Raw genomic sequence first — 24326 nt, 5'->3', positions numbered from 1 at the left:
AATTATGAAAAAATTATTCTCTCTTATTCTTGCTTTTTTCTTCTTCTCATTTGTAAACGCACAAGAAATTGACCAAACCAGAAATTTCGTTCTCCTTTCTAGTGGAAAATTAGTTTACTCAAATAAATTAGAGCTGAAAACGCCTACCTTCAAGAAAAATTATATCCAAACATCTAAAAATAAATTTATGATGAACCAAGTGAGGTTTTATAACAAGGATAATACGCTTTTTGTGAACACACATTGGTCTCATAACCCTACAGGATCGAGATTCTTTGCTGAAAAAATAGAAAAAGGAAAAATAAACGTTTTTGAACTAGTAACGGTAAATAATTCTGCTCCTACTTTTGGAGCCAATGGCATGATGACGGGAGGCGGATTTGGGACCACAACAGTTAGGTATTATTATAATTCAGGCTTTAAAAGAACCAAAAAGTTGAATTACTCTAACCTTTCTAAAGAGTTTAAAGATGATCCTATTATGCTTCAAGAATTGGCTCCTATTAAAAAAAGTAGAAATACCAGAACAATTATATATATCGTAGGAGGTGCTGCAATTGCTGGTGGTATAGCTTCTATTCTTATTAAAAGAGAGGAAAAACTTCCCGCCTCAGAAATTGCTGTGATAATTGGAGGTGGTATTACATTTTGGGTGGCTCATTTTATGTCTAAAAGCGAGAACAAAAAGGCTGTATCTGCTATACGAACCTATAACTTAAAACATAAATAAAACTATTTCAATATTCACTTGCCTACTAAGCGTGAATACCTATTGAATGACAAAAAAGGTGATAAAAGTCTTCGATTTTTTATCACCTTTTTTTAGTGCTCTTAATATGATTTCATCTGCTTTTTCAGATCTTGTATTTCCTTATAAACATCTTCTAGTGTGAGGCGGTTTAAATGTTCTGTTCCAATGCTTATTTTACTATGGTATTCCCATATTTCTTGTACTTGAGACAGCGGAATTTCTACAGGCGTATATTCAGGATTTAGTGAAATGAGTTCTAAACGATCTTTTTCAGGAATTCTATATACTTTTTTAAGTCTTATCCCCTCTTTTTCTACAATAATATACACACGGTCTTTATGAATATCCTCCACAGATTCTACGGCTTTCGCCAATACCCAATCCCCTGAATCTACCAAAGGAAACATACTGTCTCCCTGTATCTGAAAACCTCTAAAACTGGCATGTTGAAAATCTGCCAACGGCATCCCAAAAGCAGGTAACTGATGTAAATATTCGGGATCTTCAAGGTTATTCCCATACCCAGCAGAAGCTTTGGAATTTACTAATAAAATATTTTCCTTTCCACTCTCATTTATTGTTATTGCCTTGGGAAGTACATCTGTAGGATCTGGATTCAAATATTGGGTTTCGCTTTCGCCAAAAAGCCATAAAGGATTGATATGAAACTGCTGTAACAAACGCATTGTAAGTTTCCCTGATATTCTTGTTTTTCCTCTTTCAATATCAGCAATAGAAGCAGACCAATCCAGCTTTTCTGCAAACTGATTTTGGGTCATTTTTAACTCCTCTCTCACTTTTTTAAACCTTTGATACGCTGTTGAGTCTTTCATCCTCCTTTTGTTTAATTGTTCATCCATTTTCAGCCTTATAAAATATCCTGAATCTTGATGAGTTTCAATTTTCTTTTGATTGTACAAGTTTATTCCTTTTTATTTCAAAACAATATCAATATTGGATTATTTCCATAAAGATGGAAATAATCCAATATTTCATTTTACCTTTGCTTTTATGAAACGAGCTATTTTACACATGGATTTAGATACTTTTTTTGTCTCTTGCGAAAGACTTTTGGACAGCGACTTGGTGGGAAAACCCATTCTAGTAGGTGGTTCAGGAAATCGTGGGGTGGTTTCAGCAGCCAGTTATGAAGCTCGTACATTTGGTGCCCGTTCTGGAATACCCATGAAAATGGCAAGGCTTTTATGCCCAGAAGCAATTGTTATCCAGGGAAATTCTGATATCTACACACAATATTCCAAAATGGTTACCGAGATCCTAAAAGAATCTGTTCCTGTACTTGAAAAATCGAGTATTGATGAATTTTATGCAGACCTTTCTGGAATGGATCGCTTTTTTGGCACTTATAAATATGCTAGTGAACTCAGAAAAAAAATTACGACAGAAACAGGGCTTCCCATCTCTTTTGGACTTTCAGAGAATAAAACAGTTTCTAAGATAGCGGCTAATGAAGCAAAGCCCGATAATCAAATTCAAATAGAATATGGATTTGAAAAAGCGTTCTTGGCACCTTTATCTCTCAAAAAAATACCGATGATAGGTGACAAAACCTTCCAACGCTGTCTCAGTATAGGATTGCACAAAGTGAGCGATATACAGAAAATGTCTATGGAGGCTATGAAGCAAATATTTGGAAAAAATGGAAGCAAGATGTGGTTGCGTGCCCATGGAATAGATAACAATCCTATAATTGAGTATCATGAACGAAAATCGATTTCTAAGGAACGAACTTTTGAAAAAGATACCTCGGATATAGAAAAACTTAAAGCCACAATTACGGCTATGGTAGAGAACTTAGCTTATCAACTTAGAAAAGGAGGTAAAATATGTTCTTGTGTTTCGGTAAAAATTAGATACTCTAATTTTGACACTTACAGTAAACAAATGAAGATTCCTTACACTGCCGCTGATCATATTCTTCTTCAAAAAACGTGGGAATTATTTCAAAAACTGTATGATAAACGCCCATTGATTAGATTGGTTGGTGTCCGCTTTAGTGGTATTACTAATGGAAATTATCAAATTTCACTTTTTGATAATCCTGCAAAAGCAATAGATCTATATACTGCCATGGATGAAATACGAAACCGCTACGGGCATCAGGCTATTAAAAGAGCTTCAGCAATGGGTGCGAGGTCTATCGGGAGAATGTCTAATCCCTTTAATGGAGATCCTCCTATACTTTTGACACATTAGGGTGAAGTTCTACCAAAAATGGAATCATTTCATTTGTTTTTTCAATAATAAAAAAGGCACAAATAGAACAAAAACGGCTGGTGTTCTCGTAAAATGATAAAATTTGGTAACTGTTAAAACCCAATCGGCATAAAAATCATAATGATTAATCAGCCATCGGAAAAGGGAAAAAAACATTAACAAAAGGAAAAAAAGTAAGCTGGAAGTCCATACAAATTTGCTCATCTTTTTCTCAAAAAAAGTCATTAAAATAAATAAGAGAATTGCTTGACATAAATTTTGGAACATACGCGCCATGACCTTATATTCATCCAAAAAAAAGTTTAGTACATACATTTGGATAAAAACAATCATTGAAAATAGTACGATATACTTCCATCTATTCATTATTGGTCTTGAGCTTTATTCCGTGTTTTTTAAAATTTATATACCAGTAATATACTAAAAATCCATACAATAAATATAAAAACAACACTTCGTGGGTAAAATAATAATAAGTAGGAGATTTTATTTTTACCCAAACGGAGATAATAGCACGGAAATCATTTAAGAGAAGTAAGTAAATGATTCCAATAACACTTACGAGTAGCTTTCTTCCCCACCCTTTAATAAAAGCGAAAACTAAAGTGGTAAAAATAATGTAGAGATTGATTCCACTACAAGATTCATTAATTACCACAATCAGGTTATTTTTATACCAAATTCCCGATCCGCTAAATATCTGATGAGCTTCAATTTTTAATGCAACTAGATACCAAAGCACCCATTGGGTAGATGCTCCCATAAAATCTAAATAAAGCTTGAGCAATTCGGGAAAAAAATTATTAAGCGTATGAAATGTGGCATATACCAACCAAAAGGTCAAAAAAAACACAAATCCGTAAAAAATATACGGATTTGTGTTTTTAAATTTTCGGTACAATGAAAGCATCTACTTAGTTCTTTAAATTAAATGGATAAACTATGCGTTCTTTAAATTCCTCAAACTGGTAAATCTTTATAGACTTATTGATATAACCATGTTTGCGTAGCAAATCTAATCCGTCTTTATCTTTAAAAAGGTATGAATACTTCAGTCCTTTATATGAATCCAAATAAGAATCTGATTTGATATTCCCATCTTTTGAAAGTTGTGTCAAGGCAAAATTAGTAATATCATAACCTAAAAATGCAAAACGTGCATTTGGTTCATAACCGTATTCGGCTCTAAATTTTTCTACAAATGACATCACTTTTTCATCGTCGTAATTTACTTCTCCAAGTGATGGATAGTGCACATTTAAATTTGTAAGATATTCTCTATCGATTAAATTCATCTTTGAAATCACTGGGTGAACAAAAGTGATCAGGTTTGTGTTTCTCATTTTGTTTAAACCAGATAAAGCACTTGATACAAATGCACGATCTTTTGAGGCAATGATTACCACATATTTTTGCCCAGCTTCAAAAGTATTTTTAGAAGCATAGAACATTTTTTCGTCTGCAAAACTGAGTTCTTTATAATAGATACCTTCGTTTTCTTCGTTGTTTAATCCGCCTTTAACAAAATTGGTAATAATCTTAGATGATTCTGTTTCTTGCTTAATTAAAACAACGGGTAAATCGGCATATTTGCGTTCAATATATTCGCTTTGGAAACGCATCATGTCTAACTCAGAAGGCACAGCCTGAAAAACATTTTTGTGCTCCTTTGTTAATTTTCTACTTCCTGAAAGAGGTGCCAAAATAGTTGCTTGGTTTGGCAATACTTGACTCATCGCAATCACGTTTTCTGTATAAAAAGGACCAATAACGATATCCGATTTTTTAACAGAGGCTTTATTGGCTATCTTAATAACTTCCGCCTTGCTGTTTTTTGAATCATAGATAGAATAACCGATATTCATACCCGATTTCTCCCATTCTTTAAGGGCTAGTTTTGCAGCGTGAATATAATGGATTCCGTATTCAGATTTTTCATTAATCTTTTTAGACCTCAACATTCTTTGGTCATTATCGTCTAAATAGAGCGGTAGTACATAAGAAAGATGCAAATCTCCAGCATATTTCTCCACTTCATCTTTTCGCCCTCTTTTCTTTCCATCCTCGGCAGCTATTTCTGCCATTTTTTGGTCTTTAAGAATCATTCTTTCTTCTGCTTCTACTCTCCCATCATACGCTTTTTCTTGAGTAATGATTTTGTCTGCATTCAAAGCATGATCCTTTTTTATGACATAAGCTGTTTTCTTTATCTTTGTTTTTCCTTCTATCACAGGGATTTTAATAATTTTCCCAGCTCTAAAACTTGTAGCAAGTTCAGGATTCAACTTTAAGATATCTTCTCGATCAAGATTGTATTTATTTTTTAGAGAATAAAAAGTCTCGAAAGGACGAATTTTATGCTCTATATAAGCAAATTCTGATTTTGTTTCTTTCTTAGACTTATCTACCAGTTTTTCGGCTTCTTCTTTTGAGGGAACAGAAATACTCATTCCATTTCGGAGTCCATACTCTGCATGAGGGTTCGCTTTTATTAAGCTCTCAATGGGAATATCATATTTCTTTGAAAGTGAATAGAATGTATCACCAATCTTCACTTTATGAATCAACTGTGCATTTGATTCAAAACAAAATATTGCTGTAATAAAAAAGAATAATAATCCAAAAATTCGATTCATATCCTAGGTGTCGTTTTTAAATTCTTATATGTGTGTAGGCACTAATATAGGCAAAAGTAATCGTTTTTTAACTTTTTTGGGATTCATTTTAGGATTAGTTTCCTTATTCAAAGTGTTCACTCTATAAAAATCTAGAGTCAGCTAAAGACTTTTCCCAAATGAGTCCCTTAGAAACAACGGTTTCCTCAATGTGTCCTAACTGTAATAATTTCTCCTGTACTTTATCAAGCATTTGGGTATTCACAGTACAGTCTATCGCCCATTCTGTTTCAGCATACCATTGTTTTATATCCTTAAAATCAAGTTGATATCTTTCTGATATTTGCGCACAAGAGTCGGGGTTATTCACAAAGGCAAAATTGGACTGGTAGATTGTTTTTAGGAGCTTTTCTACCAATGCATATTCTTGTTCCAAAAACTCATTTCTTATAGCAATTACAAAACTTGGCCAAGGTGTGGGACACACGCCTATTCTTCTAAAATTGCCCTGATCTACAAAAGGTTTTGTGGTATATTTTTCCCATAGAAAATAATCTGCTGTTCCTTCTACCAAGGCTTGATGACCTCCTTCTAGGTTTCCTACTTTTTCGAATTTTAATTGATCGATATTCCATCCTTGATTATCCGCATTTACATAAGCCATAAGGTGAGATCCTGATCCAAAACGACTAATCGCTGCACTCCTACCTTCTAGGTCATTAAGTTCATAAAAAGACGATTTTGCACCTACGTGAATTCCCCACTGCAAAGGACTTTGAATATAAATCCCCACAATTGTAGATGGGTTTCCGTGAATAATATCTTTAACAATTCCTTCTGTAAGCAATATTGCTACATCTATTTCATTATTTCTCAAAGCTTTGGTCATTGCTCCTGTTCCTCCTGGAAAGTCTTTCCAATCGAGATCCAAATCACGGATATCAAACAAGTTTTCTTCTTCTGCCAAATGCCAAGGTAAATTGAAGTGCTCTGGCACTCCTCCAATTCGGATTTTTGGATTCATAGAGATAAAGTTTGTCAAAATTAGTAATTTCTTTATTTTATAATATTGATGATTGTCATGATTTCTAAAAATCAAAAAAACCACCAATTATTCTTAACCAAAGAAAATAGTTGGTGGTTGTATCTCATATATAGCAATTTTTTAAGACAGCTTAAAGCTTCTCTGCCAAATATTGATTTATTTTTTTGATGAATTTTGGTCCTTCGTAGATAAATCCGCTATACACTTGTATCAAGCTTGCTCCAGCTTGTAATTTTTCCAAAGCATCTTCGGGAGTATGAATTCCCCCTACACCAATAATGGGCACTTGCCCTTGAAGTCTATCGGCTAAATAACGTATGACTTCGGTACTACGAGCTCTTAATGGTGCACCACTCAAACCTCCCATTCCTATTTCGCTTATTTCCTTTTCGGTACTTACTAATCCTTCTCTAGATATCGTGGTATTAGTCGCTATTAATCCGTCTAGTTTTATTTCTGATACAATTTGAACAATATCATCTAACTGACCATTTGTTAGGTCGGGAGCTATTTTTAGTAAAATAGGTTTGCGAACCTCATAGTTTTTCCTTCTTTCTTGCAAGGTTACTAATAGCTTTGTGAGGGGTTCTTTATCTTGAAGATCTCTCAGATTTGGTGTATTTGGCGAGCTTACATTCACCACAAAATAATCTACATGATCATAAAGTTTATCAAAGCTATAAAGGTAATCGTCAATGGCATTTTCATTGGGTGTCACTTTATTTTTCCCAATATTTCCTCCCACAATTACGTTTCCTTTTTTCTTTAAACGATCTATAGCATCATCCACTCCACCATTATTAAAGCCCATTCGGTTGATCAATCCCTTGTCTTTTGGAAGTCTAAACAAACGAGGTTTAGGATTTCCTTCTTGTGGCTTGGGGGTTAAGGTTCCTATTTCTACAAATCCAAATCCTAAACAATCTAGTTCTGTAATCATCTTAGCATCTTTATCAAAACCAGCAGCCATACCAACAGGGTTTGGAAATTTTATTCCAAAAACTTCTCTTTCCAATTTTGGATGATCAAACTGATATTGTGCTCTAAGAATAGGTTTTACAAAAGGAACTTTAAGACCATTTTTCATCAAATTACATATTTGATGATGGGCTTCTTCGGCATCTTTTTTAAATAAAAATGGCTTAACCAAGGACTGATACATAAGAATAGGATTTTAGTTATGGCGAAATTATTTATTCCGCTTCTTTTCACCAAATGTTTTAATAAATTAAACAGAGAAGTATTCTCTTTTATACCATTTACGGTATAAATTTATCCATAGGTTTTAGTTTCTTTTTTGAGATATTTCGTTGTAAAACATCCCACTTCTCCTAGCGAAAATCGGGACAAACTATTCAAAGGAGGCTTATTCAGCATGTAAATTAACACCATTAAGGGCATTACTTTCCGATACTTTGCTTTTATGATTCTGATATTCTAAAACATCAATAGTTTTCCAATAGCTAAAAGAATCATGATCATCAATAGATATCGAACAATTACAGCAGCTTTTTTATTTTCCAATAAGAATTTGGTTGCAAAAAACGCCCCCACTGCCTGTCCTCCAGCTAAAATAAGTCCTTCTTTCCATAGTACCATATCATAATATAGAAATACGAAAAAAGCAGGAACAACCATAAAAAGTGTAAGAAGGATTTTAAGCATATTTCCTTCTACTACAGAATATTTAAACAAAAGAACAAATGCTGACAGATACAAAACGCCCATTCCCATCTGGATAAAACCGGCATAAATGGATATGGCTAAAAGAACGAAGAAATTCAAAAGGGTTTTTCTTTCCAATTTTTCTTGAGTTTCTTGTAACCATCTTTTAGGTTTTAAAACCACTAGAAAGAACATAAAAACCATAAGAACCAATATAATATTTTCAAAAGTCTTTGCTTCAACAAACTTGGAAATCACAGCTCCTATTATAGACCCTAGCACAGTGGGGAAAATATACCATTTGGCATCTTGTTTTACTTGTGGTAGCTTATCGTGTTTCCTAAATGTTAGTAAAGACGTAATTGAGGTAGCAATAGCTCCTAATCTGTTTGTTCCATTGGCAATATGCACGGGCATATCTATAAAAAGCAAGGCACTTAATGTAAATACAGATCCGCTTCCTGCTAAGGTATTTACTACTCCAGAAAGCAAACCTGCCACTAAGAGTAATAAGATGATTTCTATTTCCATTTATAATTTGATTCTTTTGAAAGCAAAGCTAAAGATTATCAAAGAACCAATGAGTATTGCGATACTAACTTTAAAGGCATCCATATCATTAAAAAGAAAATATCCTACAGAAAACAGACTAGAATACACAAATAACACTCCTGAAATCCAAGCTAAAACATTAAATCCTAATCCTTGAAAAGAATTCCCTCCTATTTCTCCCCAAAATCCACTGGGTTGTACTTTATGATAAAAATTTTCTAAAACTCCTCTTTTCTCTGGCTTTGTAAACAAAATAGAAATAAGGGAGACTAAAACAGTTCCGAGAACAGTGATGAAAAATGTTCCTTTTTGATCTACAAAAAAAGTGGTGTTCATTGGCTCTAGCCAAAATCTTGAAATCGAATAGAATAAAAATGGTGCTACTGTGGCAATAATTTCTGTAGTTGCAGATATTCTCCACCAGTACCATCTAAGAATTAAAATAAAACCAAGTCCTGCACCGCACTCTAAAACAAATACCCAAACATCACTAATGGTCGTGATATACATACTAATAATGCCTCCTAAAACTGCCAAAAGCACGGTCATAATACGAGCATTTTTTACAAGATCTTTTGAAGAAGCTGCTGGACGAATGAATCGTTTATAAAAATCATTGGATAAAAAACTAGCTCCCCAATTCAACTGTGTAGAAATGGTGCTTAAATAAGCGGCTAAGAAAGAAGCTAAAAGCAATCCTTTAAAACCTACTGGTAGATAATTTTTCATTGCCAAAACATATACTTTTTTTGGAGCTGTTTCCATCAGTTCTGGATAGAGCACAAAACCTGATAGAGCTACAAGAATCCAAGGCCAAGGTCTTAGAGCATAATGTGCCACTTGAAACAATAAAGTAGCCAAAACAGAATCTTTTTCGGTTTTAGTACTCATCATTCTTTGGGCAACGTATCCTCCACCACCTGGTTCGGCTCCTGGATACCAAGAACTCCACCACTGCACACCTACAAAGGCAATAAAGGCTCCCAGAGAAATACTAAATCCTACATCGGAGACTGAACTCACCTTTGGAAAAAATGAAAGATGCTGACTTGGCAATTGATTTACTAAACCAGATAAACCTCCCACTTGCTCGGTATCTAATACAAAATAGGCTAAAACCACCGAGGCAACCATGGCAAATACAAACTGAACAGCATCTGTTACAGCAATTCCCCATAATCCTCCTAAAGAAGAATAAAATGAAGCAAACAGCATTAACGCCATTAAAATCCACCAAATTTGCGTGGTATCTACCTCAAAAAATACTTGCAGAATGGTAACCATCGCATTATTGACCCATGCAATAACTGCCACATTCATTATTAATCCCAGATAAACAGCTTTTACTCCTCGTAAAATAGAAGCATTTCTACCTCCATACCTTAACTCGATAAGTTCTACTTCTGTAAGTACACCCGAACGTCTCCAAAGCGAGGCAAAGAAAAAAGTAGTAAACATTCCTCCAATAAGTCCTGCCCACCAAATCCAGTTTCCTGAAATTCCATTTTGAGCAACTAATTCTACAACAACCAATGGAGTATCGGCTGCAAAAGTAGTTGCCACCATAGAAATTCCCGCCAAAAACCAAGGGAATTTACGCCCCCCAAGGATAAAACTTTCAAATCCCTTTGAAGCACGTTTTTTAAATGCAAAACCAATCAAAAGGCTTAATAATAATAACGCAATAATAATTGCCCAATCAATCAAGTGTAAATCCATTTTGTTTCTTATTAGAACTCGTAAATATAGTCAAATTTGTTTCTATTGTAAGCCTTCTATTTGTCTCACCCAAAACAAAAACACCATATCCCTTTTCAAACTAGCTTCTTAAAGACTTTTTTCTATTAGATGGTGTTCTCGATACAATTTCTTTTCCGTTGCTCTCCAAAGAAATCACTTCCCGATGGGTCGGGACAGGCTGAACTGACAGATATATAAAAATTGTATCACTTTTGTCAGTTCGAGTGGTTTTTGATGAAATGCAATGGAATCAAAAATTGTATCGAGAACTCTTTTCCGTTGCTCTCCAAAGAAATCACTCGAACTGACAGATATATAAAAATTGTATCACTTTTGTCAATTCGAGTGGTTTTTGATGAAATGCAATGGAATCAAAAATTGTATCGAGAATTCCTTTACAATCCCCTTTCTAAGCGGATCAAAAAAAGCTAAGGAAGCGAATAAAGAGTTAAATTACTTAAAGTAGCTTACACTTATTTAATGCTATCTCCATAAAACACCATAAATTTGTAGCAACAACAAGAAACAATATGGCGGAAGATTTAATCAAAAAGTACAATGTACAAGGTCCTAGATATACCAGCTACCCTACTGTTCCCTTTTGGGATATGGATCATTTTAGTAGAGAAGGATGGAAAGATCGCTTAAAAAAGACTTTTGAACTTACCAATTCTGATGAAGGAATTAGTTTATACATTCACATGCCTTTTTGTGAAAGTCTTTGTACTTTTTGTGGATGTCATAAAAGAATTACAAAAAATCATAGTGTTGAAGATAAATACATTAAATACCTTCTTAAAGAGTGGCAAATGTATTTGGATTTCTTACCAGAAAAACCTGTGATTCAGGAATTTCATTTTGGTGGTGGAACCCCTACTTTTTTTGCTCCCAAAAATCTTAAAAAACTGGTGAGTAAAATCATCGAAACTGCCACTGTTCCTACAAATGCAAAATGGAGTTTAGAAGGACACCCAAACAATACAACCTTAGAACATCTTCAAGTGTTAGCCGATTTTGGATTCTCCAGAATAAGTTTTGGAATTCAAGATTATGATCCTATCGTCCAAAAAGCCATCAATAGAATACAACCTCTAGAAAATGTGGTGAGGGTTACAGAAGAATCTAGAAAATTAGGCTTTAAATCTATTTGTCATGATCTTGTTTATGGACTACCCTTTCAAAAAATGTCTTCTATAATATTGACTATTGAAAACACTTTAAATCTAAGACCTGATAGAATTGCTCTCTACTCCTATGCACACGTTCCCTGGATAAAAGGAAATGGGCAAAGAGGATTTAAAGAAGAAGATATTCCAAGAGACAACGAAAAAAGAGCACTTTATGAGTACGCAAAAGAGCAATTATTAGCCGCTGGTTATTTAGAAATTGGAATTGATCATTTCTCCCTCCCTCATGATGAACTCTATAAAGCTGTGGTAAATGGTAAAATGCATCGAAATTTTATGGGATATTCAGATTCCAAAACGGATGTAATGATTGGTCTTGGAGTTTCCTCAATTTCTGATTCTTGGACAGCATTTGCTCAAAATGAAAAGAAAATTGACAAATATTACCAATTAATAGATGAAGGAAAAATTCCAGTGGTAAAAGGACATTTACTTACAGAAAATGATTTAGCCATCAGAAAACATATTCTAAACCTCATGTGTTTTCTAGAAACCGAAAAAACAGATGGACATCTTATTGATTGGAAGCAAGTGGAAACTGACCTCGAAGAAATGGAAAAAGACGGTTTAGTATGTTTTGAAAAGAACAAAATCACCATTACACAAAAAGGTTCACCCTTTATCAGAAATGTAGCAATGACTATGGATGAATACCTACATAAAATGAACCCTGAAGTCAAAATATTCTCTCAAACTATTTAGAGAATTAAATCCAAAAATTCACAAAAAAGAGATGTGAATTCTAAATAAATTGACGAAAAATTAAAACAGCACTTTGATATTTTTTAACTTATATTAAGAAATACCAAAGTGTTTTTTTTACCCAAAGCTTTCTTAAATAAAAGATTATCATTACTTTAGTGCATCTTTACCTATTTTAAACTTTTCACTTATGAAGAATCTTTTATTATCTTTTACTGTTTTATCACTGGGAATCAGTGCATCAAACGCTCAAACCCTAGTCTCAACCACAGTACAGAAGAAAAATGTACTTATTGAGAAATTTACTTCCATTACATGTGGAGCATGTCCTGGAGGATCTGCCGAAATAGAAAGTATTATTCAAGCAAAAGGAGCCGACAGGGTTTCTGCTTATTACTTTTATGGAAAAGCTGACGGTCCTGATGATGATTTCAATATGGAAGACGAAAATAACGCAATTGTTGGCTTTAGCAAAACGACTTCATCTTATGGAACTCCCTCTGCGAATATTAGTAGAAATTTATTTCCAGATTATGCAGAAGATGCGGGTGATTACATGATAGGAAAATCTAGTTGGGTGAAAGCTGTAGATACTTTACTTACTCAATTTGCCTATGTAAATATAGGTGCAAAGATTCGTTATGATGTAGAATACAAAAAATTCTTAGTTGATGTAGAGCTTTATTACACTGGTACTCCAGCAAATGATCAGAAATTATCCATAGCAGTTGTTCAAAATGATGTTATTGGAAAACAAGCAGGAAAAGGTGATGATTATAATCACAAGCATATCTTTAAAGGCTATATTACAAACGGAGTGTTCGGTGAATCATTAGGAAATCCTACCGTTGGAGACCTTATTACAAAAACATATACTTGGGATATTCCAGATTTAATTGGAAAAACGCAAGTAATTCCTGAAGATCTTCAAATAGTTGCTTTTGTAAGTTCTGGATCTAGTAATGTTGAAAATGTAGTTACAGCTAACCCTGAACCATTTGTTCACTATGCAAGAAATGCCGTTGCTAAAGATAAACGTTCAGCTATTTGTGACGAAAAAATTAGCACCGTAATTACTTTGGAAAACATGGGTAATAGCCCACTCACAAAAGTGAAATTTCAAGCTAAAGCAAATAGTCAAGTTCAAGAATATACTTGGACAGGGAATTTAGCTACCTTCGGTACTGTAGATATTCCTATGCCTACATTTGCTTACACTACGCAAGCCAACAATAAACTTGAAGTAAAAATTATAGATGTAAATGACCAAGGACTCGATGAGAAATTGGCAGATGATTCTTATACATTGGAGTTTGAAGAGCCTTTATTGGATATTCACTCTTTCCATACAATTGAATTAAAATTAGACGGGTTTGGACACCATATATCTTGGAAACTTATTGACCAATATGGTGATATTCACGCTTCTGGAAACGGATATACTTCAAATTCTACTGAACTTATTAGAGAAAACTACAAACTAGACAAAGATCTTTGTTACCGCTTCATTATAGAAGATGAAAAAGGTAACGGATTAAGCGGTGGTATTCTCGGTGATAGAGACTTTAACCCCGGATATATTAAGCTTATTGATGGAGCTGGAAATATCCTTATTGAAGAAAATGGAAATTTTGGAGCTAGTAAAGATATCTTCTTTAATATCAACACAAATAGTATAGGTCTTGAAGAAACAAATACTCTAGCGTTTGACGTTTTTCCAAATCCTTCAAATGGGCTGATTAATATCAAACTACAAAATAGTATTTCTGAAACTGTTTCTATTAGAATGATGGATAATATTGGACGTATCGTTTATCAAGGAAATCATCATACTGATAATGGATTAATTTCTATCAATAAAGAAAATCTTGCCAATGGTATCTATACATTGGAAGTGATGAACGAAACTTTAAAAACATCTAAGCGAGTGATTATTCAATAATATCACATCCTCGATACTCAATAAAAAAAGGCAATTTTCTAGATGAAAATTGCCTTTTTTTTTATTAGTTCTTAACGTAATCTCTACGTAAGACGCAAGCTACACTTCGAAGCTATCACTTTGATACCGAAAAGTCGGGATCAATTTCCTACATCAAACTCACGTTTCTTACAAAGCACCATATCCTCTATTAAGATGATAGATTTTTTTAAATTCTTTAAAATACCTTAAAGCACTTCCAGATCTATTACCCGATCTACAATACAAAAGATAAGGAACATTTTTATCCAGTTTTTGAATTTTCTGGGCAAAATCTCTATCAAAATAGTTGATATTTTTTGCTTTGGGCAGATGCCCAGCATGAAATTCTTGCGGTGTTCTGATATCAAGGACTACAATATTCTTTGTGTCTAAAACGGTTTCGAGTTGAGACTTCCCTATGTTTTCTACATTTTCAGCGGTTTGTGCCATTCCGCCAGAAATCATGGAAAGAAAAGTGGCTAATATTCCCAATTTTTTCATCTTTTTATGGTTTTCTTAGTGCAAAAATATTCAAGTGATTAAAAATCAATAGTGACAAAAAGCACGAGCACCCTAATTCTCAATTTCTAAGTTTGCCGTAAAGACAAACCACAAATAAGAATATGAATAAAAAACTGATTTTTGCGATCATCCTATTGGTATCGCATTTTTCTTGGGCTCAAAACTTTCAACCCACCGCAAAATTTGGTGGAAGAATTATTGTAGATGGAGCATGGTTATATAGTACTGATACCAGCAAGGTTGCTTCACAAAGCAATTTAGGGTTTAGGCAAGTGAGACTAAAAGCTTCTGGCAAACTTCATTCTCATTGGAACTATGTAGTTCAGTTTGGATTTATTAAATCAAAAGTAATTTATAGAAATGTTTATATAGAAAATACCAAGATTCCTTTCTTTGGTAAAATAAAAATTGGATCAATCGTAAATCCTTACCGATTAGATGTATTAAACAATGCACTCAATATGACCTTTATAGAGCGATCTTTTAATGACAGACTCTCTCCAAAATGGACCATTGGAATAATGATTTATGACGAGTTAATAAAACATGAAAAACTCAATTATGCCTTTTCTTTTTCTAAAGATGATCCAAAAGGATATGTCAATAATTTAGATCAAGATTATCATGTAACTGCTAGGCTTTCCTCTGTGTTTCACCGTACACAGCATGCACTCTGGCATGCCGATATTGCTCTGAATCACAGAAAAATGCCCGAAAACACTTGGGAATACACAGGTGGGGTTGAGCAGTTTTTTATGAACAAACACTTTAGGTCATCTAAAAGCATTGATGTAAATCATGTAAATACTTTTAATATTGGATTATTAGGAATCTATAAAAGGTGGAGCTTTCAATCAGAATTCACACATATTGCAGTAAAAAAACAGCAAAACGATGACCAGTTAAATATGGTTTATCTCCAAGCATCCTATTTTTTAACTCCTGACAAAAAAAGCTATGCCCATACGCTTTCGCCTTTAGGAAAAACAACACCTAGCTCAAAAAGAGGTGCTTGGGAAATTGGAATTCGTTCAAATTATATAAAAAATACACTTACTAATTTATCAGAACTCAATCATACTCTAGCACTTAATTGGCATATTGATACTCAAACAAGACTTGCCTTCAATTATATTCACCTTACTCAAAACGGAAAATCTATTGGGCATTTATTAGGGCTAAGAACACAAATACGCTTTTAATTGATTGGTATTTGCATTGTTTTAGTGTTGAGAACACCTAGCTTTCAAAACGTTCTTTGAATGAAAGTAATTACGATTAAAAAAACAATATATACAATTAAATATCAATAGTTAAAAATATAATTCATAATACTTATCCGTATGTTTTTCTCAAGTAATTCAGAAATGGAGTATGTCTTTTTAGTCAGTATAATGTTTGATTTTCGTTAAGAATTTCCGACCCGAGGCGGGTAGCCAAACAGATGAACACCAAAATCTATAAACAATAGGTGAATAAGCCTTGGAGGAAATTTAGAAAATCAAATATGGTTTTTGATTTTTAATCAAAAAATACCTTCCAAAAGGTGCCCTTTTCGAATCACAATGATAATCGATCATTGCTCTTTTCGTTTCTTTTGGGCAAGCAAAAGAAATGAAAAGCCCGTCCCGACCTTTCGGGATCATAGCGACAGCGTCGAAGCTTGGGGTAGAAATTATTTAGGGAATTCGTGCGTATAGCATAGAATCACCTTTACATCGCACTTCTAAACAAACGTAAAAAATGAACAAAATATCGTTTTATCTTACTTATAAATCGTACATTACGTCTATTCGTTTAAGCTATCGCAAATCAATTTAATTGAAGAACAGCTAAATAAATTAATAAAACAACTTAAAAATATGCCAATAACAGGAATATTTATTTCAGATAACTATTTAAAACACATATTCGGTGAAAACCATGAGCAGTTTGTCATTAACTTTGGTATAAAGAAAAAAATAGATTATCCTTACAAAGTAGTTTCACAATCAAGTAATCATAAATACACTCAATACTTTGGCACTGAAGAAGATATTCCGTATCTACATGAATTCTGGAGTGATAATCTCATTTCCGTCACAGCAATTGTTGGAGGAAATGGCACAGGAAAAACTACGCTCCTAGAAGCCATACTTAAGGATCAAAGTTTATTGCAATACACTAAAAAAAACACTGATGGACAACCTCAAAGTATATTTATCTATTACTCCCCACATTACTCGTTAGACAAAAATGAATACTGTCAATATAATAGGTTTAATCTTTCAAAATACTGCCAAATAAAGGAAGATATTTCTAATCGTGATGTAAGTTTTGAAGTTGCTAATGAACTTCATAATTCCTTTGCAATTGAACGTATAATAAGATTAACAGAAAATGATTTTTTAAAAGATTTAGAGTTGCCAATTTTTGACTCAATAATTTTAGAATTTAAAGGACATGACGAAGTACATAATAACACACCATATGAATTCAGACAATTATTTGAATCTATTAGTAAATTGTTGTTAGAAGAAAGAGACGCTATGATTAATTCTTTAGACAATAATTCTAAAGAAAAATTTGATTACCGTATATCTATATATAAAATACGTCTAAGGTACAATTTTCTAATTTCATTTTTAGAGAAAATAAATCAAATTCTAGAGTATAATGGAAACTCTATACTTGTCGAAGGTGAGTATAGTAATGATGGTGTTAAGGGGCAAAATGCATTAGAACAAATAAAACATTTCCTAAAAAATGCCACTACAAAAAATGCCAGTGGTTCGTTGTTTGAATTTGATAAAATTGAACCGTTTATTGATTATATCATTAACTTAATTAATGATAGTTTTGAAATTCAGAAACTTACAACAGAAATTAAAATATCATTCTCAGAAACTCAAAATGTTATCAAACTTTATCAAGATTATCTAATGAGTTTTAAAACAAATCTGAAATATTCAAATAGTCCTTTACTGAGTTTTCATCCATCAAGAAAATTAAGTACGGGATAAAGAGCTATGTATGAACTATTTGCTAGTTTCTTAGATTTGAAAAGGAAAATTGATTTAAAAATTGAATCAGAAGGAATGGGAAGTGAATATAGTCACTTTGATCATTATGTAATTCTATTAGATGAGGCTGATTTAGGATTTCATCCCCAATGGAAAAAGAAATTTGTTTCTTTAATAAATAGAGGACTTCCGAAGATTTTCGAAGAAAAAAAATTGCAAATCATTTTTACAACACATGACCCATTAACTCTTTCTGACATACCAAAACAAAATATTATCTATCTAAGAAAAGACAAAGATAGTGGTTTAACTAAAATACTTTCTGAGGAAGATAAAGTTCATATGAAATCTTTTGGAGCAAATATTCATGATTTGCTGTCTGATAGTTTTTTTATTGATGATGGTTTAATCGGAGATTTTGCAAAATCTAAGATTAAGGAGGTGATTGACTGGATAAATGACAATGAGAAAATATCTGATTCCAAAAAGGAATCTGAAAAGTTTAAAACGGAACTTGAAAAATATCAAAAAACAATTGAGATAATAGATGATAAAATAATACGATTGAAGTTAGCCGAAATGATATCTGAGTTAATTTCCAAAGATGATTTTTATAACAAAGTCATCGATGATGAAATTGAGTTTTTAAAGAATAAAAAAAAATAATTATGATTCATATTGATTTACACAATCCTTCCATAGTTTCAGCTAAAGAAAATCATTACAAATTTTTAAGATTTATCATTATGAAAAAATTAAATGGGACAAGTTTTGATGATACCCCACCTTTATCAAAAATGAATACTATTAAAAAGGTTAATAACATTAATAAAGAACATGGGATTCCAGCCGTGGTTTTTAGATTTTTAAACAATGAAGAAAATTTTGAGAAAGTGTTAATCGGCACTCCAGAAGAATTAGATGACATAAAATTAAGATTCACTAAAAAAAAGGAAATAGCGGCTATAAAAAAACTTCTGAATTATAATAGCTTTATTAATTATCATACGTCAAGTACTTATAGATTCTATAATGCATACAATTTAGCTGAAAATTTAGATATCCCTACTTGTGTTTATTGTAATAGAATGTACACTAAAACAGTTATTTCTAAAAAGGGAGAAAAAATAACAAGACCAACATTTGACCACTGGTTTCCAAAAGGTCAATATCCTATTTTAGCATTATCTTTTTACAATTTAATTCCTAGTTGTACAGTTTGTAACTGTAGTGTAAAAGGAGAAATTAATTTTGAGTTATCAACTCACTTTCATCCTTATTATATAAACCCAGATGAAAATTTCAAATACTCTTTTAGTTTCGACCACAAAGACTATGACAAATTTAAGTTCAAGATAAAAACCAATAAGGAAAGTGAATTTTCAAAAAAATCAATTGAGGCATTTAAGTTACAAGAGATTTATGAAACTCATGAAGATGAAATAGTCGATTTAATAAAAATTAAAGATGCTTATTCTGAAAAATATTTAGATACTCTCGAAAAAGAAATTTTAGGTAAATCTTTAGATAGAGATGATATTTATAGATTAGCTTTTGGAGTTCACTATCAAGAAGCCAAATTTGATAGAAGACCATTAAGTAAAATGAAAAATGATCTACTTAAGGAATTAGGGATAATAAAGTGACAAATTGATTTAGCGGATATTTGAATATTTAGTTTACGCATTTCTACCAACTAGGAACTGGTTTATTTTTGGGGAGTATTACAAGTTTTTTTCCTAACTTCGAACGATATTCTAAATAACCAGAATTTGAATAAAGAAGATCGTTTGATCTATGTGATTTTTCTATGAATGTAATAGGAAAAGTGCGTATCATAAAGAACGAAAACACTTGATTTACATCTATTAAAGCAACAATACTTTTTACAAATTCTTGTTTAAAAAATGAGAGTGTTTTATTGAAAACCATTCTCTTATAAAAATACGCTCCTTTTATTCATAAAACTAGGAATGCTGAATCAAAATTTATGAAAACAGAAAAAAGACGTGTAAAATTAGGAATCACCATCGGAGATATTAACGGAGTAGGTCCCGAGGTAATCCTAAAAACACTTAAAGATAATAGACTTCTAGATGAAGTAACACCCGTAATTTTCGCCCCATTACATGTAATTGGTTTTTATCGTAAAAATTTAAAAATCAGTAATTTTCATTTTAAGGAAACTACTGATTTTTCTAATATTAGCAATAGAAACATTTACATTTACCCAATTGAGGCAGAACAGGTTTCGGTACAAACGGGAAAGAGTACAAAAGAAGCTGGTACAATTGCATTAGAAGCGCTAGAAGCTTGTGTAAATGCCTTGAAAAATGGACAGATTGATGCCATGCTAACGGCTCCTATCAACAAGGATAATATACAAAGTGATGATTTTGCTTTTCCTGGACATACAGAATACCTAAAAGACCGCTTTGAGGCAGATGATTCACTAATGATTATGGTAAATGATCATCTCAAAATTGCCCAAGTAACTGGTCATATTCCTTTAAAAGAGGTGGCAACTGTAGTAACGGAAGAGTTAGTGATTAAAAAAACCAAACTTTTTGAGCAATCATTAAGAAAAGACTTTAGAGTTCGCAGACCAAAAATTGCTCTTTTATCCATCAACCCTCACGCTGGGGATCAAGGAGTTATTGGAACAGAAGAGAAAGATTTTTTAATTCCTACGATAGAGAAAATTCAGGACGAGCATAATATATTAGCTTACGGACCTTTTGCTGCCGATGGCTTTTTTGGATCATCAGAATACAAAAATTATGACGGAGTTCTTGCCATGTACCATGATCAAGGTCTAATTCCTTTTAAAACACTTTCTTTTAATAACGGAGTAAATTATACGGCAGGACTTTCGATCGTGAGAACCTCGCCAGATCATGGAACAGGTTATGATATTGCAGGAAAAAGAATGGCTGCCGAAGATTCTTTTAGAAAAGCCCTTTATACTGCTGTGGATATTTTCCATACACGCTTAACAGAGGAACAGCTGGAGGTTGATAAAATTGATGAAAAGGAAATCAAGAAAACCCTTCTAAATCAAAGAAACAATCATCAAAACAAAAGAAATTCTGACAGAAGAAATTCTGACAAAAGAAATCCGAAGAATAAAGAGCAAAAACCTAGACAAAATTCAGCTACACAAGAAAAATCAAAACCCGTAGAGAAAAAACAGACCAAAGAACAGAATAATGCCGAAGACCCAAAACCAAACGAAGGTATATAAATTTGGAGGTGCTTCATTACAGTCTCCTGAGGCAGTAATGAATGTGGGAAAGATCATCAAAGATCATCAAAACCCAAATCAGCCACTTTTTTTGATTGTTTCGGCAATGGGCAAAATGACTAATCAATTAGAACATATTATTCGTCATTTTTACAAAACAAAAACCTTAGAAAAAACCCATTGGGAAACCTTTAAAAATTTTCATATTGGCATGATAAATCAGTTGGAGATTCAACTTGATTTAACCGTTTATTTTGAGAGTTTTATTCAACTTTTAGAGCCCTTAAAAGAGCAAACCTACCCTTTTGTGTATGATCAATTGGTGAGTTTTGGAGAGATGATGAGTTCTCATATTCTCACCCAGACTTTATTTGAAAAATTTCAAATCAATTGTCTATTGGTCAATGTAAAAAATTTGATAAAAACTGATAGCAATTTTCAAAAAGCACAAGTGAACTGGGAAAAAACTCAAGAGAATATCCAAAATATCTGCCCAGAAAATGGAGTAGTTTATATCAGCCAAGGCTTTATCGCTAGTGATGAAAAAGGCTTCACCACCACTTTGGGTAGAGAAGGATCCGATTATTCAGCAGCTATTTTTGCCTCTTGCTTATCAGCAAATTCTCTAACTATTTGGAAAGATGTAGATGGTTTTTATAACTCAGATCCAAATAAAAATGAACATGCGGTAAAATATGAGCATATTTCATTTAGAGAAGCCATAGAACTTGCTTATTATGGAGCAAGCGTTGTACATCCTAAGACGATTCAGCCACTTAAAAAAAATGGAATCAATTTATATGTGAAGTCTTTTTTGGATACCCAAAAAAAAGGAACTTTGATTTCCAATAAAACTGAACTTTCACCAAAAGTACCTGCGATAATCGTTAAAGAGAAATTGTTTTTATTAACTATTTCTTCACCAGACCTTAGCTTTATTGTTGAGAAACAGTTATCTGTTCTTTTTGAGTATTTCAACAAACTAAAAATAAGCGTTGTTTTATTTCAGAATGCCGCTACTTCTTGTTCTTTTGTAGTTCCTTTTGATGAAATAAAAATTCCACAATTATTTGATCTGTTAAATGATGATTTTCATTTTAAATATAACCAAGAAGTCGTGCTTTACACCGTAAGGAATTACCAAAACAAAGATTTAGAAAAGATCTATAAAAAAGGAAGTGTTATTCTTGAAGAAAGAAACAAAAAAACGGCACAAATTCTCCTAAAAAAGTAATCATGAATAAAGTAATTTCCGAATCTCTAAAATCCTCTGGAATTTTCTATTTGGCAGCCATTTTTGGCGTTGTCAATAGATTATTTTTGCTCCCCAAAGCACTTACTCCTCAGGAATTTGGTTTTATGGAAACCTTTATCACCATTGCTACACTTTTTTCTGCAATTGCAGGAATTGGGATTTCGCAAATATTTGTCAAGTTTCATCAAGGTTTTTCTGATAATAATAGATTTTCTGTTTTTTCCAATAAGCTGTTTCAGTATATGCTCCTTGCCATTTTACTGGTGGGTACTTTAGCTTATTTAGGAAAAGATTTTGTTATTAATTTTTACAAAAAAGCAGACGATATTCAACTGCTAGATAAGTTTTACGTACCCATTCTACTTTATGGAGGCCTAATGGTTATTCGATCTTATTACAACTCTTATGCAGCTATACAAAAGAAAATTGCCATTACGACTTTCTTTGAGGATTTTTGGGAAAAGTCTGTTCGGCTTATCTTGCTTATGGTTCTATCTTGTTGCTATATTGCCTTTGATCACTTCGTATTTTTGATTGTATTTTCCTATTTAGCAGCTACATTTTTTGTAATAAGCTACTTATGGAAAAAATTTCATTTCCGACCATTTCCACAAAAGGAAAAACTCACCAAAACGGAACACAAAACAATTTGGATGTATGGAGGATTCATGCTTCTAACAGGTCTTAATGGTCAAATTACCAAAATGTTAGATAATATTATGATTGGTAATCAGCTGGAATTTGCTTACGTAGCCCTCTACTCTATTCCTCTTTTTATGGGGAAAGCTATTGAAATGCCCAAAAGAGCTTTGTCTTCCATTGCTACTCCGATCATCAGTTCGCATTTTGAAAAAAATGATCTAAAAAAGATACAAACTATTTATAAGCAATCAAGTATTAATCAAGGACTTGTTGCTTTGCTTTTTTTCTTGCTTTTATTAATCAATTTAGATTTAATCTATGAGCTAATTCCTAATAAAGACATCTATATTGCAGGGAAAAATGTGGCTATAATTATCGGAGCAACAACGGTGTTGGATATGTTTATGGGGGTTAATTATGAGATCGTATATGCCTCAAAATATTACCGATATGGGCTTTTAGCACTTTTTGTTCTGATATTCATCGGGATTTATTCCAATCATTACTTTATTACGGTCTACCAATTCGGAATTATGGGGGCAGCTTACGCCACACTTCTAACTGTTTTTCTGATGAATCTTTTTATGACTATTCTACTGTACAGTCTTTTTAGAATTCATGCATTTTCAATCAAAAACTTCTACCTTATTCTCATTTTCGGACTTACCTTATTCATCCGAGAATTATTTCCCAATATTCCCCTTGATCATTTTTGGCAATTGACTTTTTGGAGCATCCTTGAAACTTTAGTTTGTATTTCAATATTTGTATTTGCAGTATGGAAACTCAATGTATCTGAGGAATTCAATAGTCTTCTTAAAATGGCAATTGAAAAGCTTAGAAAACTGATATACAAAACTTAGAGATACTTATGAGTGGGTGTTCTCGATACAATTTTTGATTCCATTGCATTTCATCAAAAACCACTCGAACTGACATACTCAATACAATTTTTATATCTCTGTCAGTTCAAGTGATTTCTTTGGAGAGCAGCGGAAAAGAAATTGTATCACTTTTGTCAGTTCGAGTGATTTCTTTGGAGAGCAACGGAAAAGAAATTGTATCGAGAACTTTGACAACCATACGCATTCTCGATACAATTTTTGATTCCACTGCATTCCATCAAAAACTACTCGAACTGACAAACTCGATACAATTTTTATATCTCAATCTGTTCAGCCTGTCCCGACCCATCGGGAAGTG

The 24326-nt window shown here is 32.9% G+C and carries 19 protein-coding genes; 11 read left to right on the top strand and 8 right to left on the bottom strand.

What is annotated here, in order from left to right; translation table 11 throughout:
* The first annotated feature begins 4 nt into the window (after positions 1-4).
* A complete protein-coding gene (locus N4A45_01610) occupies positions 5-730 on the top strand; it encodes a hypothetical protein (GenBank protein MCT4663913.1) in 726 nt (241 codons plus the stop codon).
* 101 nt (positions 731-831) lie between these two features.
* On the opposite strand, the gene N4A45_01605 is transcribed toward N4A45_01610, so the two are convergent.
* Positions 832-1584, bottom strand: a complete 753-nt coding sequence (locus N4A45_01605) for a helix-turn-helix domain-containing protein (GenBank protein ID MCT4663912.1) — start codon at positions 1582-1584, stop codon at positions 832-834.
* Between the two features lie 178 nt (positions 1585-1762).
* Here N4A45_01605 and dinB point away from each other — a divergent pair, with 178 nt between their 5' ends.
* A complete protein-coding gene (gene dinB / locus N4A45_01600) occupies positions 1763-2968 on the top strand; it encodes a DNA polymerase IV (protein ID MCT4663911.1) in 1206 nt (401 codons plus the stop codon).
* Positions 2969-3347: 379 nt separating this feature from the next.
* On the opposite strand, the gene N4A45_01595 is transcribed toward dinB, so the two are convergent.
* From N4A45_01595 to N4A45_01570, 6 genes are all read right to left on the bottom strand, one after another.
* Positions 3348-3752 carry an exosortase/archaeosortase family protein gene (locus tag N4A45_01595; GenBank protein ID MCT4663910.1) on the bottom strand — a complete coding sequence of 135 codons (405 nt, stop codon included), beginning with the start codon at positions 3750-3752 and terminating at the stop codon, positions 3348-3350.
* A 151-nt stretch (positions 3753-3903) separates the two neighbouring features.
* The gene (locus N4A45_01590) at positions 3904-5625 is read right to left on the bottom strand and encodes a LysM peptidoglycan-binding domain-containing protein (protein MCT4663909.1); all 1722 of its coding nucleotides are present in this window, start codon (positions 5623-5625) and stop codon (positions 3904-3906) included.
* Between the two features lie 121 nt (positions 5626-5746).
* A complete protein-coding gene (locus tag N4A45_01585; GenBank protein MCT4663908.1) occupies positions 5747-6628 on the bottom strand; it encodes a substrate-binding domain-containing protein in 882 nt (293 codons plus the stop codon).
* A gap of 151 nt (positions 6629-6779) precedes the next feature.
* Positions 6780-7811, bottom strand: coding sequence for a quinone-dependent dihydroorotate dehydrogenase (locus N4A45_01580; GenBank protein MCT4663907.1), 1032 nt, complete (start codon positions 7809-7811; stop codon positions 6780-6782).
* Positions 7812-8086: 275 nt separating this feature from the next.
* Complete coding sequence (locus N4A45_01575) at positions 8087-8845, bottom strand: sulfite exporter TauE/SafE family protein (GenBank protein MCT4663906.1); 759 nt, start codon at positions 8843-8845, stop codon at positions 8087-8089.
* Positions 8846-10585 (bottom strand): Na+:solute symporter, encoded by a 1740-nt coding sequence (locus N4A45_01570; protein MCT4663905.1) that lies wholly within the window; start codon positions 10583-10585, stop codon positions 8846-8848.
* Positions 10586-11136: 551 nt separating this feature from the next.
* Between N4A45_01570 and hemN the strand changes: the two genes are divergently transcribed.
* Together hemN and N4A45_01560 are read left to right on the top strand one after the other, a co-directional pair.
* Positions 11137-12495, top strand: a complete 1359-nt coding sequence (hemN, locus tag N4A45_01565; protein ID MCT4663904.1) for an oxygen-independent coproporphyrinogen III oxidase — start codon at positions 11137-11139, stop codon at positions 12493-12495.
* 190 nt (positions 12496-12685) lie between these two features.
* The gene (locus N4A45_01560) at positions 12686-14437 is read left to right on the top strand and encodes an Omp28-related outer membrane protein (protein MCT4663903.1); all 1752 of its coding nucleotides are present in this window, start codon (positions 12686-12688) and stop codon (positions 14435-14437) included.
* Positions 14438-14605: 168 nt separating this feature from the next.
* On the opposite strand, the gene N4A45_01555 is transcribed toward N4A45_01560, so the two are convergent.
* A complete protein-coding gene (locus tag N4A45_01555) occupies positions 14606-14959 on the bottom strand; it encodes a rhodanese-like domain-containing protein (protein MCT4663902.1) in 354 nt (117 codons plus the stop codon).
* Between the two features lie 122 nt (positions 14960-15081).
* On the opposite strand from N4A45_01555, the gene N4A45_01550 reads away from it, so the two are divergent.
* From N4A45_01550 to N4A45_01520, 7 genes are all read left to right on the top strand, one after another.
* Positions 15082-16182 (top strand): OprO/OprP family phosphate-selective porin, encoded by a 1101-nt coding sequence (locus tag N4A45_01550; GenBank protein ID MCT4663901.1) that lies wholly within the window; start codon positions 15082-15084, stop codon positions 16180-16182.
* 660 nt (positions 16183-16842) lie between these two features.
* Positions 16843-17982, top strand: coding sequence for a hypothetical protein (locus N4A45_01545; GenBank protein MCT4663900.1), 1140 nt, complete (start codon positions 16843-16845; stop codon positions 17980-17982).
* Positions 17983-17988: 6 nt separating this feature from the next.
* Positions 17989-18648, top strand: coding sequence for an ATP-binding protein (locus N4A45_01540; protein MCT4663899.1), 660 nt, complete (start codon positions 17989-17991; stop codon positions 18646-18648).
* A gap of 2 nt (positions 18649-18650) precedes the next feature.
* Positions 18651-19628 carry a hypothetical protein gene (locus N4A45_01535; protein MCT4663898.1) on the top strand — a complete coding sequence of 326 codons (978 nt, stop codon included), beginning with the start codon at positions 18651-18653 and terminating at the stop codon, positions 19626-19628.
* 344 nt (positions 19629-19972) lie between these two features.
* The gene (gene pdxA / locus N4A45_01530; GenBank protein ID MCT4663897.1) at positions 19973-21226 is read left to right on the top strand and encodes a 4-hydroxythreonine-4-phosphate dehydrogenase PdxA; all 1254 of its coding nucleotides are present in this window, start codon (positions 19973-19975) and stop codon (positions 21224-21226) included.
* Positions 21192-22460 carry an aspartate kinase gene (locus tag N4A45_01525; GenBank protein MCT4663896.1) on the top strand — a complete coding sequence of 423 codons (1269 nt, stop codon included), beginning with the start codon at positions 21192-21194 and terminating at the stop codon, positions 22458-22460. Before pdxA ends, N4A45_01525 begins: the two co-directional genes overlap by 35 nt.
* 2 nt (positions 22461-22462) lie before the next feature.
* Entirely contained in the window at positions 22463-23986 is a 1524-nt protein-coding gene (locus N4A45_01520; GenBank protein ID MCT4663895.1) for an oligosaccharide flippase family protein, read from the top strand.
* Positions 23987-24326 lie beyond the last annotated feature (340 nt).

It is taken from the genome of Flavobacteriales bacterium (assembly GCA_025210805.1).
Classification (GTDB): domain Bacteria; phylum Bacteroidota; class Bacteroidia; order Flavobacteriales; family CAJXXR01; genus JAOAQX01.
Note: the sequence above shows the minus strand (reverse complement) of the source record. Positions and strands in the feature narration are given on the sequence as shown.